Genomic DNA, 15427 nt, shown 5'->3' on the forward strand with positions numbered 1-15427 from the left:
TGATGTAGTATGATGAACACGCAGGCGACCGTCCGGCAGGAAGCAGATACGGTAGAGGAGAACCCCGTTCGACTGGATCAGGAAAAGGCAGAGCAGATCGTCGAGGCCCTGAACCGGGACCTCGCCGACGCGTACGTCCTCTACCACCAGCTCCACAAGCACCACTGGAACGTCGAAGGCGCGGAGTTCCTCGACATCCACGTGTTCCTCCAGGAAGTGTACGAGGACGTCGAGGACGCCGCCGACGAACTGGCGGAGCGACTCCAGGCGCTCGGCGGCGTCCCGCACGCCAGCATGACGACGCTCGCCGAGCGGGCGACGGTCGAACCCGAAGACGAGGACGTCTACGACGTCCGGACGTCGCTCGAAAACGACCTCGAGATGATGGGCGACATCGTCGAGAGCTACCGCCAGCACATCGAACTCGCCGACGGCCTCGGCGACTACGCGACGGGGGAGATGCTGCGCGAACAGCTCGAAACCATCGAGGAGCACACCCACCACATCGAGCACTACCTCGAGGACGACTCGCTCGTCGTCGAATCGGCGACCAACTGAGCGGATCGTTCGATCCCGCGCCGCGTCGAGCCTACAGCGGAGAGGGCACCGGACGGTCGTCGTCGGATGACGACGCCGTCTCGAGGGGCAGCGTCGACGCGAGGCGATCCGCTACGGCCGGACTGATAGCTCCCGCGACCCGCAGCGCTTCCGCCTCGAAGTCGTCGAGATCGAGCACGTCCCGAAAGAACACGGCGAGCGTGACGTACGTCTCGAACAGTTCTTCGACGGCTTCTCTCCCCTCGGTCGTGAGCCGCGCTCCGTCGTAGGGTTCGTAACTGACGAGATTTCGCTCTTCGAGACGCTGGAGCATCTCCGTCGTCGCGGACGGCGACCTGTCGACCGCGGCGGCGACGTCGCCGGGCGGAACCGGCCCCGACCGTCGTCGCTCGGCGATCCGCAGGACGAGCAGGTACTGCGACGCGCCCGTCGTCGATCGATCTTCGTCGGTCACGTGTGTCTGGTAGCTACGTTATAGTTCGACCGCGGCCCGAATCGCCCCGCTCCGGCGTCGATCGGCTACTCGGTACGCTCCGCGGCTGACCGCCGTTCCTCATGTCTTTTAGGCTAGCCTAAATAAATATAAACGCACCGGTTCTCGGACACCCCGGAGGAGACAGACGCTACGGATCTCAGCGAAAAGGACAGGCCCGCCTTCTGAAGCGTTGCTGACGGCTCGGGCGAAAACAACTCCCGACTGCCGCCTCGCGAACTGGGCATGCGACGCCGAACGTCAGCGAGACGAGCCGTTCGTGCCTTTATGGGCAGGTTCGTGGTACAGGACGCATGAGCACGATCGCGGAGATCTGCATCCCCACCGACGAGTTCGTCCTCCGCGAGACGCTGGATGCGGTCCCCGACGCCGAGTTCGAGGTGATGCGGGTCGCCGCCCACGGCACCGACGACGTGATCCCGTTCCTGACGGCCCACGCGCCCGATCAGGACGACCTGGAGCGCGCGCTGACCGACGACGGATCGGTCGAGAACGTCACGCGGCTGGCCGACAGCGACGACGAGTGGCTCTACCAGATGGAGTGGGTCGAGGACATCCGGTTTATCCTGCACGTGCTGACCGAGGAGGACGGCACCATCCTCTCGGCGTACGGCAACGGCGACGGCTGGCACCTCCGGATCCTCTTTACCGATCGGGAGTCGCTGTCCGCGACCTTCGACTTTTGCGACCAGCAGGGCCTCTCGCTGGATATCAAGCGCATCTACGAGCTCGAAGACGCCACCCGCCGCGGGCAGTACGGGCTGACGGCCGAACAGCTGGACACCCTGGAGACGGCCTACGAGCGGGGGTTCTACGACATCCCGCGCGAGGAGCCGATGAACGCGCTGGCCGACGAACTCGGAATCTCCCACCAGGCGCTCTCCGAGCGACTGCGGCGGGGCCACCGGAACCTGATCGAGAACACGCTCGTGATCGGCGCGGCCGACGGCCCGACCGAGCGGTGAGATCAGTCGGCGCCGTCCGCCAGCTCCCCCGCCAGCCCCCACTCGCGGGCGCGCTGTTCGGCCTCCTCGCGGGCCTGCTCGCGGATGGCGTCGATCTTCTCACCGTTTTCCAGAAACGTCGCGACGGGGTCCTCCTGTTCCTGAGACGCGCCGGACGCGTCGGCGGCCGCACCCGCGGGGGCGTCCAGCCCGAGCGATCGGGCGCGCTCTCTGGTCCGGGCGGCCAGTTCCGGATCGCCGGCGACGCGCTCGGCGGGCATCCCCGGGGGAACCGTCAGGTCGGGCGTGTCGTGCAGATCATCCACGTCTGCGGCCGAGAGTTCGAACACGTCGACGCTGTAGGGCCCGGGTACCGCCAGGTCGGCGAGCGCCTCGACGCCGCCCCGATCCGTCCCGGTGTGATAGGCCAGCACCGGAACGCCGTCCTCGAACGTCAGCACGCCGCGCTCGTCGGCGTCGAGCAGCAGGGCCTCCTGGGGTTCGAGCAGCGCGTAGCCGGTGAGTTCGCGATCGAGCATCGTCGCCATCGACGTGCCCGGGTTCGACACGACCCGCGAGCGCACCAGCTGCCCGCGGGGTAGCTTCATGGGCGCTCAGGAACGACGGCGCTGCGAAAGCGATCGGCGACCGCGCCGGAGTCGCCGTCGTCGACCGTCAGTTCGTCGGCGGCCGCCCGAAACGCACGTCCGGCGGGCGAATCGGGAGCGTGCGCGAGCAGCGGTTCGCCCGCCGCGCGGGCCGCGCCGGCCGCGGGTGACTCCGGAACCCGGCCGAGGATTCCCCCGTCGAAATACTCCCGCGTCCGGTCGGCGATGACGTCGATCCGGGACTGCTCGCGCACGCGGTTGAACAGCACGCCCGCCGACCCGGTGCCGTAGGAGCGGGCGTACTCCTGAACTTTGAGCCCGTCGCTGAGCGCGGGGATCGTCGGCTGGAGCACCGTGATCGTCCGGTCGGCGAGCACGATCGGCAGGACGGCGCTCTTCGAGTCCAGCGCAGCCGGCGAGTCCAGCAAGAGCACGTCTGCGTCGGCCGCCAGCGTCGCGACGACCTCGCGGAGCCTGTCGGGGTCGGCCGCCTCGAAGCCGGCGAGGCTCGTTCCGCAGGGGACGACCTTCATCCCGTGGCGCTCGTAGGTCGCCGCCGCGACGGCCGCGTCGGCGTCCTCGACGAGCAGATCGTGCAGCGTCGTCTCGACGTCGGCCAGGCCGGCGTGGAACAGGAGATTCGCCATCCCGGTGTCCGCGTCGACGACCGTCACGTCGTGCTCCTCGGCCAGCGCCATCCCGAGCGCGAGCGTGGCGGTGGTCTTGCCCGTGCCGCCCTTGCCGCTCGCGACTGCGAACGCCTCGACCATTGGCGGATGTGTATCATCTCCGCACCATAAATTTTCGCATACTGTGGAGAATATAACGTCCGGGGAGGCGGCGACGACCGCGGTATTCAAGTAGAATTGCACTAATCCGTCGGTAGTGGCAGTATCGTTCGACCTGTTCGGCACGCTGGTCGCCGCCGACCCCCCGGAGTCGCCGGCGCGCGCGGTGGCTCGCGAACTCGCCGAGCGCGGCGTGGCGGTGCCCGATGACTGGACGGCCGCCTACGCCGAACCGCACGTCGACGCGCCGGAGGGCGCCGAGCTCGCGCTGCCGGAACACGTCGGCGCCGCGCTGGCGAGTCGCGGCGTCGACGCCGCGGGCGCCGAGGCGGACGCCGTCCGCGAGGCGGTCGCGGCGGCGTTCGTTCGCCCGATCGAGACGCGCTCGGGCGCGGTCGCAGCGGTCGACGCGGCGGCCGAGCGCGTCCCGGTCGGCGTGCTCTCGAACTGCAGCGTTCCGGGGCTGGTCGAGCGCGCCCTCGACCGGTCCGCCCTCGACCCGACCGCACTCGACGCCGTCGTCGCCAGCGTCGACTGCGGGTGGCGCAAACCCGACCGGCGAGCGTTCGAGGCGATCGCGGACGAACTGGGCGTCGGCGTCGAGGCGCTCACTCATATCGGCGACGACGCGCGAACGGACGGCGGCATCGAGCGGCACGGTGGCACGCCGATCCTGCTCGACGACGTCCCGCTCGCCGCGGTGCCGGAGCGGCTGGACGCCGAAAGCGAGCGCCCCACCGCCGAAGTCGAGCGGCTCGACGCCGAGGAGGGATCGCCGTGTCGCTGATCGCCGCGGGCGCGATCGCGCTCGCGGCCGCGCTGGACTGGCTCGTCCGCGAGCCGCCCGCGAGCTTGCACCCGGTCGCGTGGTTCGGCCGACTCGTCGAGCCGCTGGATCGCGGCTGGACGCTCCCGCGGTCGGTGAGCTTCTGGATCGCGCTGCTGTGCCCGCTCGCGGCGGGCCTGGCGGTCGGCGGCGTCGTGGCGCTCGGCTCGCTCGTCCACCCCGTCGCGGGCGGCGTCCTGGCGGGGCTGGCGCTGTTTGCGACGACGAGCCTGCGCCTCCTGCTCGACGAGGCCGCCGGCGTCGTCGCGGCGAGCGATACCGACGTCGCGGCCGCGCGCGAGCGGCTGCCAGCGCTGGCGGGACGGGACGCCGGCGACCTCTCGGCCGGCCACCTGCGGAGCGCCGCGGTGGAGAGCGCCGCCGAGAACCTCGCGGACGGGCTGGTCGCGCCGCTGGGCGCGTTCGCCCTGCTCGCGCCGGAGTCGCTCGCGCTCGCCGCGGGCGCGGCGGCGTGGGTCAAGGCCGTCAACACGCTCGACTCGATGCTGGGCTACCCCTCGAAACCCCACGGCTGGCTCTCGGCGCGGCTCGACGACGCCGTGATGTGGCTGCCCGCGCGGGCGAGCGCGCTGCTGCTGACGATCGTGGCCCGATCGCCGGACCCGATGCTGGCCGCGCGCCGGTGGGCCGACGCGCCGCCCTCGCCGAACTCCGGGTGGCCGATGGGCACCGTCGCCAGCGCGCTACAGATCAAGTTAGAGAAGCCCGGCAGCTACACGCTCAACGGCGTCGCGTCGCTGCCGACGGTCGACGACGCCGAGCGCGCGATCTCGCTGGTCGGGTCGGCGGGGCTGGCGGCCTACGGCGTCGCGATCCTCTGGGAGGTGCTCGTGTGGGCGTGAGCGCGCTCGCGGCGCTGTCGGGGGCGATCGGTTTCCTGACTCGGCTGCCGGCCGGTCGCGACGCCGACGCGTGGGACGCCTTCGCCGCGACGCCGGCGGCGTTTCTCCCCGTCGGCTACCTCGTCGGCGGCGTCGCCGCGGCCGCGCTGCTGGTTCCCGCTCCGGACCCCGCGCAGGCCTTCCTCTACCTCGCGACGATCTACGGCGTGACGGGGATCAACCACGTCGACGGCGTCGCGGACCTGGGCGACGCCGCGGTCGTCCACGGCGACCCCGAGCGCCGCCGCGAGGTCCTGAAGGACACGACCGTCGGCGTCGGCGCCGTCCTCGCGGTCGCGCTGGTCGTCGCCGGCCTCGCGCTGGCGGCGCTGGCGCTCGCCGGCCTGCCCTGGCCGATCGCCGTCGGGATCGTCGTCGCCGCGGAAGTCGGCGCGAAGCTCGGGATGGCCGCGCTGGCCTGTCTCGGCGCGGCGCCCCACGACGGACTCGGATCGCAGTTCACGGCGACCAACGGCGCCGGCTCGCTCGTCGTTCCCGCACTGCTCGCCGCGCCCGCCGTCGCGCTGACGTGGCCGAACGCGGCCGCGACGGGAGCGCTCGCCGGGGCGCTCGTCGCGACCGCCGCCGTCCTGCACTGGTCGACCCGCGCGCTCGGGGGCGTCGGCGGCGACGCCTTCGGCGCGACGAACGAACTCGGGCGGCTGGGGGGGCTGTACGGCGGCCTGCTCGCGTGGTCGCTCCTCCCGGAGGTGATTCTGTGGACGCCCTCGTGATGTGCGGCGGCGAGGGCCGTCGCCTCGCGGCGTCGGTCGATCGAGCGACGCCGGACGGCCGGATCGAGAAGCCGCTGTTCGAGGTCGCTGGAGCGCCGATGATCGATCGAGTGCTGGCCGCGCTCGACGACAGCGGGGTCGGGGCGGTTCACGCCGCCGTCTCGCCCGCGACGCCGGCGACGCGCGAGCACCTCGCCGGGCGAGTCAACGTGATCGAGACGCCCGGCGAGGGGTACGTCGCGGACCTCGCGAGCGCGCTCGATACGGTCGGCGCACCGGCGCTCACCGTCGCCGCCGACCTACCGCTGCTCGGCGCCGACCTCGTCGACGCCGCGCTGGCGGCCCACGACCGCGGCGCGCTGACGGTCTGCGTCCCGGCGGAACTCAAGCGCCGGCTCGGCGTCGGCGTCGACGCGACGTTCGACCCGGCCGAGCTGGACGCCGAAATAGCGGGCGTGCGGCCCGCCGGCGCGCCCGACGACGTCGAAGACCGGCGCCCCGCCGAGTTCGCCCCGACGGGCCTCAACGTCGCGACCGACGACGAGACGACCTGTACCGACATCATGTACCTGAGCTACGACGCGCGGCTGGCGGTGAACGTGAACCGGAAGCGAGACGCCGAGATCGCGGAGGCGCTGCTGTGAGGCTCGTCCTCGCCGCGGGGTCGACCCGCACGGCCGGGATCGAGGGGATCAGCGCGGCGGGCGCGACGCGAGAGCTGATGGCTCACACGCCCGCGATCGACGCCGAGATCGTCGAGTACGGGCGGCCGATCACCGCCGATCTCGTGCCCGTGAGCCCGACCGGCTGCCCGACGCCGGCCGTGATCACCAGAGCGGTCCGCGAGGCGGTCGGCTTCGAGTTCACCGTGATCGACGCCGGACTCGCCGCCGAGACCGGCGCGCCGACCGTCGACGTCGACGCCCGACCCGGTCGGGACGTCCGCGACCCCGTCGCGGTGCCCGACGCGGGCGAGACCGTCGACGCGGCCCGCGAGTTCGGGGGCGCGCTCCCCGACGACGAGCTGCTGGTCGGCGAGACGATCCCCGGCGGCACGACGACCGCGCTGGCGACGCTACGGGCGCTCGGCGAGGACGTCGGCGTCTCGTCGTCGCTGCCCGAGAACCCGACCGATCTCAAGCGCCGGGTCGTCGACGACGCGCTGGCCGAGAGCGGCGTCGAGCCGGGCGACCTCGCTGGCGATCCGGTGGAGGCGATCCGGCGCGTCGGCGACCCGATGCTGGCGACCGTCGCGGGACTGGCGATCGGCGCCGCGGCGTCGGGCACCGCGGTCACGCTGGCCGGCGGCACCCAGCTCGTCGCCGCCGCCGCGCTGGTGCGCCACGCCGGGGTCGAGGTGCCGCTCTCGCTCGCGACGACGTCGTTCGTCGCCGACGACCCGAACGTCGATCTGGACGCCGCGGCCCGGGAGTTCGACCTCGACCTGACGATCACCGATCCCGGCTTCGACCGGTCGGACCACGTCGCGATGGCCCGGTACGTCGCCGGCGAGGCGAAGGAGGGCGTCGGAACGGGCGGCGCGCTCGCGCTGGCGGATCGGTCCGACGCGTCGATGGCGGCGGTGCGCGACCGGATCGAGGCGGTGTACGACCGGCTGGACGTAGATGATATCTCCTCGCCGACCGGAGGCGCGAGCGATGGAGCCTGACGCCGTCCGACGCGGCGAGCGCGTCCACCACGGCGGCGAGCCGGACCCGGACGTGCTCGATTTCAGCGCGAACGTCAACACCCGGATGCCCGACGGCGTCGATGCGGTCTACCGCGACGCCCTGGAGCGCTCGCGCCGGTACCCCGACGACGAGTACCCCGACTTTCGCGCCGCCGCAGCCGAGTACGCCGGTTGCGACCCCGAACAGATCGTCCCGACGCCCGGCGGGCTGGCGGCGATCCGGCTCGCGATCGAGGTGTCGCTGGAAGCGGGCGACCAGGCGCTCGTCCCGGCGCCGAGTTTCGCCGAGTACGCTCGCGAAGTACGCCTGCAGGGCGCCGAGCCGGAGTTCGTCGCCCACGACCGGCTGCTCGGCGCCGACCCCGCGGAGTACGATCTCGCGATCGCCTGCACCCCCAACAACCCGACGGGCGACGCGTACGATCCCGACGCCCTCCGCGCGTTCGCCGACGACTGCGCGGCCGCCGGGACGCCGCTGCTGGTCGACGAGGCGTTTCTGGGGTTCACCGACCGGCCCTCGCTGGCCGGCCGCGAGGGCGCGATCGTCGCCCGGTCGCTGACCAAGCTGTTCGGCCTGCCCGGACTCCGCGCGGGGTTCGCGGTGGCGACCGGCGAGCGCCGCGACGACCTCGCGACGGCGCGCCGGGCCTGGAACCTAGGGACGCCCGCCGCCGCGGTCGGCGCGCACTGCCTGCGCGACGGGGGGTTCGTCGCCGAGACGCGCGAGCGCGTCGCCGCCGAACGCGAGCGGCTGCGCGAGGAGCTGGCGGGCGAGTTCGACCTCCACGCCTCCGACGCGCCGTTCCTGCTGCTGGACTGCGGAGACCGGAACGTGGACGCCGTACTCGATCGCGCTCGCGAGGAGGGCGTCGCGCTCAGGGACGCCCGGACGTTCCGCGGGCTGGATTCTCACGTTCGAGTGGCCGTCAAAGACCGGGACGCCAACGATCGGCTGCTGGAGGTGCTCGCGGATGGCTGAGGACGGGTCGACCTCCGATCGGGATGCTGCGCCGACACCGGAGATCGACGTGCGCGACGGCGTCCTCCGGCTTCGGGCGCCCGGCGCGACGTGGCTCTCGACGGGCTGGCGCGGCGGCCGACGGGACGCCGACGCCGCGTACAACGTCTCGGTGCCCGAGGGCTGGACGCGGACCGACCTCGACGCCTACGTCGCCGAGCGGCTGTCCGCGTCCGGTTTCGACGCCGACGGCCCCGCGCTACTCACCGGCGTCGCGATGGAGCACGCCCGGGCGGCGCGCCTCGACGCCGACTCCGAAGCCGAGGACTCGTCGGCCGTGACCGCGGTCGCCACCGCCGGGATCTCGAATCCGGCCGCGCTGTTTCCGGACGAGCGGGAAGATGCCGACGCGGCGTCGAGCCGAGCGAGCGACCGCTCTCCGGACGAGTACGAGCCGGGGACGGTCAACGTCCTGGTGTACGCCGACCGGACGCTGACCGAGGGCGCGCTCGCGAACCTCGTCGCCGTGGTCGCCGAGGCGAAAGCCGCCGCGCTGGTGCGCACGACCGGGTTCCCGGGGACGACGACCGACGCCGTGATCGTCGGCTGTCCGGCAGTTGCGGAGCCCGACGGTGACCTGGACGGCGAGGACGGCGTCGCCCGCTTCTCGGGCAGTGGGACGCCGATCGGCGCCGCGGCGCGGGCCTGCGTTCGCGACGCCGTACTCGCGAGCCTGCGCTCGCGTTACGCCGATCGCGAGCTCCCGGCGAGCGTCGCCGACGCCGAGTACGGCGTCGCGACGACCCGTTCGGCCGAGGTGTTCGAGCCGGCGGCAGCGGCGTCGAGCGAGCCGAGCGCGACGACCGACCGAACTTTCGATACCCATGAGTGACGATCAGACCACCGACGACGAGCGCAGAGACGAACAGACGGACGATCGAGACGCCGCGAACAGATCCGACGGCCCCCAGGGTCGATCCCTGTCGGCCGAACCCATCGAACCCGGCGAGCCCGAGGAGTTCGGGCTGGTGCAGGCCTGGTGGGGCGACGGCAAAGGAAAGACGACCGCCGCGATGGGCATGGGAATGCGGGCGGCCGGCCACGGCTACCGCGTCCACATGCTCCAGTTCATGAAGGGCGGGACGAACACCGTCGAGGACGTCCGCGGCGAGTACAACGCCATCGAGCACGTCCCCGGGTTCACCTACGAGAACGCCGGTCACTACGGCTGGCACGGCTTCGGCGCCGCGAGCGACGACGAGGACCACGAAGCCGAGGCCGAAGCGGGGTTGGAGCGCGCCCGCGAGCTGATCGCCGGGGAGGGGCTCGACGCCGGCGACGGAGAGGGTGCTACTGGCGACGACTACGATCGCCTCCACATGCTGATCCTCGACGAGGTGCTGTACGCCGCCGACCGCGGGCTGGTCGCCCCCGACGACGTGCTCGAACTGATCGAGGACAAGCCCGACGACCTCGAACTCGTGCTGACCGGGAGCCACGAGGAGCCGTCGTACCTGCTCGATGCGGCGGATCTCGTGACCGAAGTGCGCAAGCACAAGCATCCGATCGACGCGGGCCAATCAGCCAGAAAGGGGACCGAGTTCTGACATGGCGCCGGCGTCGAACTCCGAATCGTCCCCGGACGCGCCCACGCTGCTGGTCGGCGGCACCGCGAGCCACGTCGGCAAGAGCACCGTCGCGGCCGGGCTTTGCCGATACTTCGCGAACCAGGGTCTCGACGTCGCGCCGTTCAAGGGCCAGAACATGAGCAACAACGCCCGCGCCGTGCCGAAGGCCGAGGGGGCGGCCAACGACAGCGCGCAGTCGGGTGCCTTCGGCGAGATCGGCGTCTCCCAGTACGTCCAATCCCGCGCGGCCCGCCGACCGGCCTCGACCGACTGCAACCCCGTCCTGCTGAAACCCCGCGGCGAGGGCGAGAGCCAGCTCGTCGTCGACGGCGAGGCGGTCGGCCACTTCGAAGCCGGACGCTACTACGACGAGCACTGGTCGGACGCCCGGGCGGCCGCCAAAGCCGCCCACCGCCGGCTGGCCGCGGACGCCGACCTCGTGATCGCGGAGGGCGCCGGCGGGATGGGCGAGATAAATCTCCACGACCGGGATCTGGCGAACGTCGAGACGGCCCGGTTCGCCGACGCGGCCGTCCTGCTGGTCGCGGACATCGACCGCGGGGGCGCGTTCGCCAGCCTCGTCGGCACCCTCGAACTGCTGCCCGAGGACCTGCGCGAGCGCGTCGTCGGCGCCGTCATCACGAAGTTCCGCGGCGACCGCTCGATCGTCGAGCCGGGCGTCGCGGCGTTCGAGGAGCGGACCGGCGTGCCGGTGTTCGGCGTTCTGCCCCACGACGATCCCGGCCTGCCCGAGGAGGACAGCGTCTCGCTGCCCGACGAGAACGAGCGAGCGGTGCGAGGCGGGGTGAACGACGACGTGAACGACGCCGAAGCGGTGACGGTCGCCGTCCCGCGGCTCCCCCGCGTCTCGAACTTTACGGACCTTGCGCCGCTCGAACGCGTTCCGGGCGTCCGCGTGTCGTACCGGCCGATCGACGCCGATCTGGGGGACGCCGACGCGGTGGTCGTTCCCGGCACCAAGAACACCGTCGACGACCTACTCGCGCTCCGCGACGCCGGGCTGGACGCCGAACTTCGGGCGTTCGACGGACCGATCGTCGGGCTCTGTGGCGGCTACCAGCTGCTCGGCGAACGGATCGTCGGCGCCGATCTGGAGGGGGTCGGCGACCGATCGGTCGTCGACGGCGTCGGGCTGCTGCCCGTCGAAACCGAGTTCTCGACCGAGAAACGCGTCGAACCGGTCGAGCGGGAGCTGCACGGCATCGGCCCGCTTGCGGGCGCGACCGGGCCGGTGGCTGGCTACGAGATCCACGCCGGGGAGACGACGCCGGTCGGCGCCGTCGACCGGCCGTTCGAGGGCCGCGGCGCCGCGGACGGCGACGCGCTCGGCACGTACCTCCACGGCCTCTTCGAGAACCGGATCGCTCGTGAGGCGTTCGTCGAGTCGGCGTTCGCGGCGGCCGGACGGTCCCCGCGACCGAACGAGGACTGTTTCGAGGCGGACGCGTCAGATCCGTACGCGAGCGCCGCTGCGCTGATCGACGAGCACGTCGACGTGTCGGCGCTCGTTGGTTCGATCGACGGAGTGGATGCAACTGACGCCGAAGGCCGGAAGTTTTAGGAGGACCCGCACGCATCCAAGCGTGTGGTCGTGCGACGCGGCTGCGACCGCCGACGGCCACGCTCCGTGGTTCGCCAGTTTCCCCATCTGATCGGCGAGTGCCCTCCCCGCTCGCCGTGACTTTCCGACGCTCCGAACGCGACAGCGATCGCTCTCGGCTTCAGTCGCGGTGCGCCGACGGCAGAACTCTGCAGGCGAGGCGACGTCCGCCTAAAGATTTTGGAACAGATGTGATGGCTGCTTCGGGCTACTCTACGAACAGCAGATGACCGACATACGCTCCACCGGCGGCGTCCCCGAATCGGCCGACGAATCCGCGACCGACAGCGAGCAACAGCGCGACCTGCTGGCTCGCCTGCAGGACGCCGAGCCGACCGACGCGGGGATCGACGAGCTGTTCGGCGCGCTGGCGTCGCCGCGGCGGCGTCACGTCGCGGCGTACGTCGACGAACGCGGCGACGCGACGCTGGACGACCTCGCGGAGCACGTCGCGGAGTGCGAGTCTCCGGACCGCCCGAGCTCCAACAGCGTCAAGCTGGCGCTGCATCACGCCGATATCCCGCGGCTGGTCGACGCCGACCTGCTCGCGTACGGCGACGACAACCATCGCGTCGAGCGCGGCGATCGACTGGCGGCGGTCGCGTCGCCGGAGTGAGATCGGCGTCGAACCGAAAAGAGCGGTCGAACCGGGGCGCCGCGCTCAGTTGGCGATGCGGGCGAACGCCAGCGTGCCGCTGATGTTCTCGATGTAGATCTGGACCACGTCGCCCTCGTTGGCGCCGGGGACGAAGATCGTGTACTTGCCCTTCTCGGCGACGCCGTCGCCCTTGCGGCCGGTGCCGGTGATCTTGACCTCGTAGGTCTTGCCCTCCTCGACGGCCTCGGCGCTCTGCTGTTGGGTCGCCTGGCTGCGCTTCTGAACGGGACGGAACGCGCCGCAGGCGTCACAGCGCAGCATCTGGGTCCGGTTCTCGGTGACGATCCGCGTGTCCGGCAGTCCGCACTCCGTACAGAGGACGTACTCGTCGACGTACTTCGAGATCGCGGCGTCCAGTTCGCCGTTCGTGAAGTCGCCGTTGTACCGACCGCGGCCCTCCTCGAACGTGCCGCTCGTCCCGAGTTCCCGCTGGACGAACCGGTGGATGTGCTCGGGGTCCCGCGAGAGCTGGTCGGCGATCTCCGAGAGGTTCGTAAATCGGGTGAACGCGCCGTCCTTCTGGGCGGCGGCGTCCGGCAGCGAGAGGCGCTCGTCGCTCCCCTCGATCTCCGGCATATCGTCGATCGCTCTCTGTAGGTTAGCTTCGTAGTCCATGGGCTAATTCAAGCGGCCCGCACCTAAAGCGCGTTCGGAACGGTCGGTACCACGCCACAGGATACCACGATGGCGGAATCGCCGCCCTCGCGAAACGATATCTCAAACTTTTACTACGTGCTGAAAGAAGGGGGTGTATGGGTGTCAACTACGCGGATCTCCACGATCCGAACGCGGAGTACACGATGCGGGAGCTTTCCTCGGAAACGATGGGCGTCACCAACGAGCGCGGCGGCGGCCGCGACGTCGAGATCACCGACGTCCAGACGACGATGGTCGACGGGAACTTCCCGTGGACGCTCGTCCGGATCTACACCGACGCGGGCGTCGTCGGCACCGGCGAGGCCTACTGGGGCGCCGGCGTCCCCGAGCTGATCGAGCGGATGAAGCCGTTCGTCATCGGCGAGAACCCGCTGGACATCGATCGCCTCTACGAGCACCTCGTCCAGAAGATGTCCGGCGAGGGATCGGTCGAGGGCGTCACGATCTCCGCCATCGCGGGGATCGAGGTCGCGCTGCACGATCTGGCCGGCAAGATCCTCGAGGTGCCGGCCTACCAGCTGCTGGGCGGCAAGTACCGCGACGAGATGCGCGTCTACTGCGACTGCCACACCGAGGAGGAGGCCGACCCCGAGGCCTGCGCCGAGGAAGCGCGTCGCGTCGTCGACGAACTGGGCTACGACGCCCTGAAGTTCGACCTCGACGTCCCCTCCGGCCTGGAGAAGGACCGCGCGAACCGCCACCTCCGTCCCGGCGAGATCCGCCACAAGGAAGAGATCGTCAAGCAGGTCACCGAGGAGGTCAAGGACGAGGCCGACGTCGCCTTCGACTGCCACTGGACGTTCTCGGGCGGCTCGGCCAAGCGCATGGCCGACGCGTTCGAGGAATACGACGTCTGGTGGCTCGAGGACCCCGTCCCGCCGGAGAACCTCGAGGTTCAGGAGGAGGTCACCAAGTCCACGACGACGCCGATCTGCGTCGGCGAGAACCGCTACCGCGTCACCGAGGAGCGACGCCTGATCGAGAACCAGGCCGTCGACATCGTCGCACCGGACATGCCCAAGGTCGGCGGCATGCGCGAGACGCGCAAGATCGCCGACGTCGCCAACCAGTACTACGTGCCCGTCGCGATGCACAACGTCTCCTCGCCGATCGCGACGATGGCCAGCGCCCACGTCGGCGCCTCGATCCCGAACTCGCTGGCCGTCGAGTACCACTCCTACGAGCTCGGCTGGTGGGAGGACCTGGTCGAAGAGGACGTCATCGAGGACGGCTACATCGAGATCCCCGAGGAGCCCGGCCTCGGCCTGACGCTCGACATGGACGCCGTCGAGGAGCACATGGTCGAGGGCGAGACGCTGTTTGACGAGGCCTGAGCCTCGTCGATCCCGATAGACCAGCGTAGTGAGTCTGTCGGTGTTCCGTCCGGCGTACGCCGGATCGAGTTGGCGAATCTTCGATTCGTTCGACGCGACGTTTCGCGTCAGAAATTTTTTGTCGTCTGACTGAACAGCCACAGGTATGTCGCTCCTGTTCGACCTCCTGACGAGCGTCTTCGTCGACCCATTCGTCGAGTACTTCTACCACGACCTGACGCTCGGACGGATCCTCGCGCGATTGCTCGCAAGCGTCGCGCTTCTGGGCGGGATGTACCTCGCGCTCTTCCAGTCCGCCCCGCTGTCGTACGTCGGGTGGGCGCTGGCGGTTCCGGCGGGCGTCTACACGCTCTACGACGCGCTGACGGTCAATCGCCACACGCGCAGCTAGACCCGTCTACGTCCGCACTCGACGCCGAAAGCGCGGCGCCGCAACCAAACGTATCGAACCCGCAGATAGGACTATTAGGTCGGGGCGACCGGCTACGACCGGACGACGCGCGCAGCGTCGATCCCGCGGGCATGTTCAGGACGCCGACGCGACCGGCCTCCTCCACGGCGCCAGCAGCGCCGCGCCGGTTCGCGTCCGCCGTTCGCCCGCGAACCCTCTCTCCGCAGTCCCTGCGGCCCTCGCGTTCTCTCATGACGGCGCCGGCCGCCCCCGCGGTCGGCGTCGCATCTTCTCGCGGCAGCCGTCGCCCGGTCGCTACTCCCTCGCTGGCGACCGGGCGAGCGCTTTCCGCTCGCAGGTTCGATCCGCTCTCGACGCTACTCCTCGCTCGCCTCCTCCATCGCTTCCTTGACGTCTTCCGGCGGCTCCTCTTCGCCTTTCTCCCACTCCTCCTCTTGTTGCTCGTTGGGCATCTCCTGTTGCTCCTCGGGTGCCGCGCCCTCTGACTCGCTTTCGTCCTCGTCGATCCGCTCGAGTTCCTGTTCGGCTTCTTTGTCGTACTCGGCCTTCTGTTCTCGCGCTCTGTCTTGGTCGTCTTCGGCCATAGTGTGTCCCCCACTAGCACTCGTCGGCGCGC

At 70.8% G+C, this 15427-nt stretch carries 19 protein-coding genes; 14 read left to right on the forward strand and 5 right to left on the reverse strand.

The window, feature by feature from the left end:
• Positions 1-12: 12 nt before the first annotated feature.
• Positions 13-558 (forward strand): DNA starvation/stationary phase protection protein DpsA, encoded by a 546-nt coding sequence (gene dpsA / locus ABDZ81_RS02390; RefSeq protein ID WP_343773354.1) that lies wholly within the window; start codon positions 13-15, stop codon positions 556-558.
• Positions 559-589: 31 nt separating this feature from the next.
• Here the strand turns inward: dpsA and ABDZ81_RS02395 are convergent, their stop codons facing one another.
• Positions 590-1012 carry a metal-dependent transcriptional regulator gene (locus ABDZ81_RS02395; RefSeq protein WP_343772237.1) on the reverse strand — a complete coding sequence of 141 codons (423 nt, stop codon included), beginning with the start codon at positions 1010-1012 and terminating at the stop codon, positions 590-592.
• 332 nt (positions 1013-1344) lie between these two features.
• Here ABDZ81_RS02395 and ABDZ81_RS02400 point away from each other — a divergent pair, with 332 nt between their 5' ends.
• On the forward strand, positions 1345-2016 hold the full coding sequence (locus tag ABDZ81_RS02400; RefSeq protein ID WP_343772238.1) for a helix-turn-helix domain-containing protein: 672 nt from the start codon (positions 1345-1347) through the stop codon (positions 2014-2016).
• A 2-nt stretch (positions 2017-2018) separates the two neighbouring features.
• On the opposite strand, the gene ABDZ81_RS02405 is transcribed toward ABDZ81_RS02400, so the two are convergent.
• Entirely contained in the window at positions 2019-2603 is a 585-nt protein-coding gene (locus tag ABDZ81_RS02405) for a DUF8054 family protein (protein WP_343772239.1), read from the reverse strand.
• Positions 2600-3373 carry a nucleotide-binding protein gene (locus tag ABDZ81_RS02410; protein WP_343772241.1) on the reverse strand — a complete coding sequence of 258 codons (774 nt, stop codon included), beginning with the start codon at positions 3371-3373 and terminating at the stop codon, positions 2600-2602. Before ABDZ81_RS02410 ends, ABDZ81_RS02405 begins: the two co-directional genes overlap by 4 nt.
• A 115-nt stretch (positions 3374-3488) precedes the next feature.
• Here ABDZ81_RS02410 and ABDZ81_RS02415 point away from each other — a divergent pair, with 115 nt between their 5' ends.
• The 10 genes from ABDZ81_RS02415 (at position 3489) to ABDZ81_RS02460 (ending at position 12366) form a co-directional block, all read left to right on the forward strand.
• Positions 3489-4178, forward strand: a complete 690-nt coding sequence (locus ABDZ81_RS02415) for an HAD family hydrolase (protein ID WP_343772243.1) — start codon at positions 3489-3491, stop codon at positions 4176-4178.
• Positions 4175-5080 (forward strand): adenosylcobinamide-phosphate synthase CbiB, encoded by a 906-nt coding sequence (cbiB, locus tag ABDZ81_RS02420; RefSeq protein WP_343773355.1) that lies wholly within the window; start codon positions 4175-4177, stop codon positions 5078-5080. The genes ABDZ81_RS02415 and cbiB overlap by 4 nt, the downstream gene beginning before the upstream one ends.
• Complete coding sequence (cobS, locus tag ABDZ81_RS02425) at positions 5077-5853, forward strand: adenosylcobinamide-GDP ribazoletransferase (RefSeq protein ID WP_343772244.1); 777 nt, start codon at positions 5077-5079, stop codon at positions 5851-5853. Before cbiB ends, cobS begins: the two co-directional genes overlap by 4 nt.
• Positions 5838-6497 (forward strand): NTP transferase domain-containing protein, encoded by a 660-nt coding sequence (locus tag ABDZ81_RS02430; RefSeq protein ID WP_343772245.1) that lies wholly within the window; start codon positions 5838-5840, stop codon positions 6495-6497. The genes cobS and ABDZ81_RS02430 overlap by 16 nt, the downstream gene beginning before the upstream one ends.
• Entirely contained in the window at positions 6494-7522 is a 1029-nt protein-coding gene (gene cobT / locus ABDZ81_RS02435) for a nicotinate mononucleotide-dependent phosphoribosyltransferase CobT (protein WP_343772246.1), read from the forward strand. The genes ABDZ81_RS02430 and cobT overlap by 4 nt, the downstream gene beginning before the upstream one ends.
• Complete coding sequence (gene cobD, locus ABDZ81_RS02440) at positions 7512-8522, forward strand: threonine-phosphate decarboxylase CobD (RefSeq protein ID WP_343772247.1); 1011 nt, start codon at positions 7512-7514, stop codon at positions 8520-8522. The genes cobT and cobD overlap by 11 nt, the downstream gene beginning before the upstream one ends.
• Positions 8515-9393: an adenosylcobinamide amidohydrolase gene (locus ABDZ81_RS02445; protein ID WP_343772249.1), complete on the forward strand. Its 879-nt coding sequence runs from the start codon at positions 8515-8517 to the stop codon at positions 9391-9393. Before cobD ends, ABDZ81_RS02445 begins: the two co-directional genes overlap by 8 nt.
• Complete coding sequence (locus ABDZ81_RS02450) at positions 9386-10108, forward strand: cob(I)yrinic acid a,c-diamide adenosyltransferase (protein WP_343772250.1); 723 nt, start codon at positions 9386-9388, stop codon at positions 10106-10108. Before ABDZ81_RS02445 ends, ABDZ81_RS02450 begins: the two co-directional genes overlap by 8 nt.
• A 1-nt stretch (position 10109) precedes the next feature.
• Positions 10110-11711: a cobyric acid synthase gene (locus ABDZ81_RS02455; RefSeq protein ID WP_343772251.1), complete on the forward strand. Its 1602-nt coding sequence runs from the start codon at positions 10110-10112 to the stop codon at positions 11709-11711.
• 265 nt (positions 11712-11976) lie between these two features.
• On the forward strand, positions 11977-12366 hold the full coding sequence (locus ABDZ81_RS02460) for a DUF7344 domain-containing protein (RefSeq protein WP_343772252.1): 390 nt from the start codon (positions 11977-11979) through the stop codon (positions 12364-12366).
• A gap of 45 nt (positions 12367-12411) precedes the next feature.
• On the opposite strand, the gene ABDZ81_RS02465 is transcribed toward ABDZ81_RS02460, so the two are convergent.
• Positions 12412-13023, reverse strand: a complete 612-nt coding sequence (locus tag ABDZ81_RS02465) for a translation initiation factor IF-2 subunit beta (protein ID WP_343772253.1) — start codon at positions 13021-13023, stop codon at positions 12412-12414.
• Between the two features lie 137 nt (positions 13024-13160).
• Between ABDZ81_RS02465 and ABDZ81_RS02470 the strand changes: the two genes are divergently transcribed.
• The gene (locus tag ABDZ81_RS02470) at positions 13161-14399 is read left to right on the forward strand and encodes a mandelate racemase/muconate lactonizing enzyme family protein (protein ID WP_343772254.1); all 1239 of its coding nucleotides are present in this window, start codon (positions 13161-13163) and stop codon (positions 14397-14399) included.
• Between the two features lie 145 nt (positions 14400-14544).
• A complete protein-coding gene (locus ABDZ81_RS02475) occupies positions 14545-14790 on the forward strand; it encodes a hypothetical protein (protein ID WP_343772255.1) in 246 nt (81 codons plus the stop codon).
• Between the two features lie 377 nt (positions 14791-15167).
• Here ABDZ81_RS02475 and ABDZ81_RS02480 read toward each other — a convergent pair whose 3' ends face one another.
• Complete coding sequence (locus ABDZ81_RS02480; protein ID WP_343772256.1) at positions 15168-15395, reverse strand: hypothetical protein; 228 nt, start codon at positions 15393-15395, stop codon at positions 15168-15170.
• Positions 15396-15427 lie beyond the last annotated feature (32 nt).

The organism is Natronoarchaeum mannanilyticum (genome assembly GCF_039522665.1).
Classification (GTDB): Archaea; Halobacteriota; Halobacteria; order Halobacteriales; family Natronoarchaeaceae; genus Natronoarchaeum; species Natronoarchaeum mannanilyticum.

Bases quoted from the DNA above. Each gene is read 5' to 3' on its own strand.
- ABDZ81_RS02400 (WP_343772238.1), top strand. From the start codon at position 1,345: ATGAGCACGATCGCGGAGATCTGCATCCCCACCGACGAGTTCGTCCTC.
- ABDZ81_RS02405 (WP_343772239.1), bottom strand. From the start codon at position 2,603: ATGAAGCTACCCCGCGGGCAGCTGGTGCGCTCGCGGGTCGTGTCGAAC.
- ABDZ81_RS02455 (WP_343772251.1), top strand. From the start codon at position 10,110: ATGGCGCCGGCGTCGAACTCCGAATCGTCCCCGGACGCGCCCACGCTG.
- ABDZ81_RS02470 (WP_343772254.1), top strand. From the start codon at position 13,161: ATGGGTGTCAACTACGCGGATCTCCACGATCCGAACGCGGAGTACACG.
- ABDZ81_RS02465 (WP_343772253.1), bottom strand. From the start codon at position 13,023: ATGGACTACGAAGCTAACCTACAGAGAGCGATCGACGATATGCCGGAG.
- dpsA (WP_343773354.1), top strand. From the start codon at position 13: ATGAACACGCAGGCGACCGTCCGGCAGGAAGCAGATACGGTAGAGGAG.
- ABDZ81_RS02450 (WP_343772250.1), top strand. From the start codon at position 9,386: ATGAGTGACGATCAGACCACCGACGACGAGCGCAGAGACGAACAGACG.
- ABDZ81_RS02410 (WP_343772241.1), bottom strand. From the start codon at position 3,373: ATGGTCGAGGCGTTCGCAGTCGCGAGCGGCAAGGGCGGCACGGGCAAG.
- ABDZ81_RS02445 (WP_343772249.1), top strand. From the start codon at position 8,515: ATGGCTGAGGACGGGTCGACCTCCGATCGGGATGCTGCGCCGACACCG.
- cobD (WP_343772247.1), top strand. From the start codon at position 7,512: ATGGAGCCTGACGCCGTCCGACGCGGCGAGCGCGTCCACCACGGCGGC.
- ABDZ81_RS02460 (WP_343772252.1), top strand. From the start codon at position 11,977: ATGACCGACATACGCTCCACCGGCGGCGTCCCCGAATCGGCCGACGAA.
- ABDZ81_RS02475 (WP_343772255.1), top strand. From the start codon at position 14,545: ATGTCGCTCCTGTTCGACCTCCTGACGAGCGTCTTCGTCGACCCATTC.
- ABDZ81_RS02480 (WP_343772256.1), bottom strand. From the start codon at position 15,395: ATGGCCGAAGACGACCAAGACAGAGCGCGAGAACAGAAGGCCGAGTAC.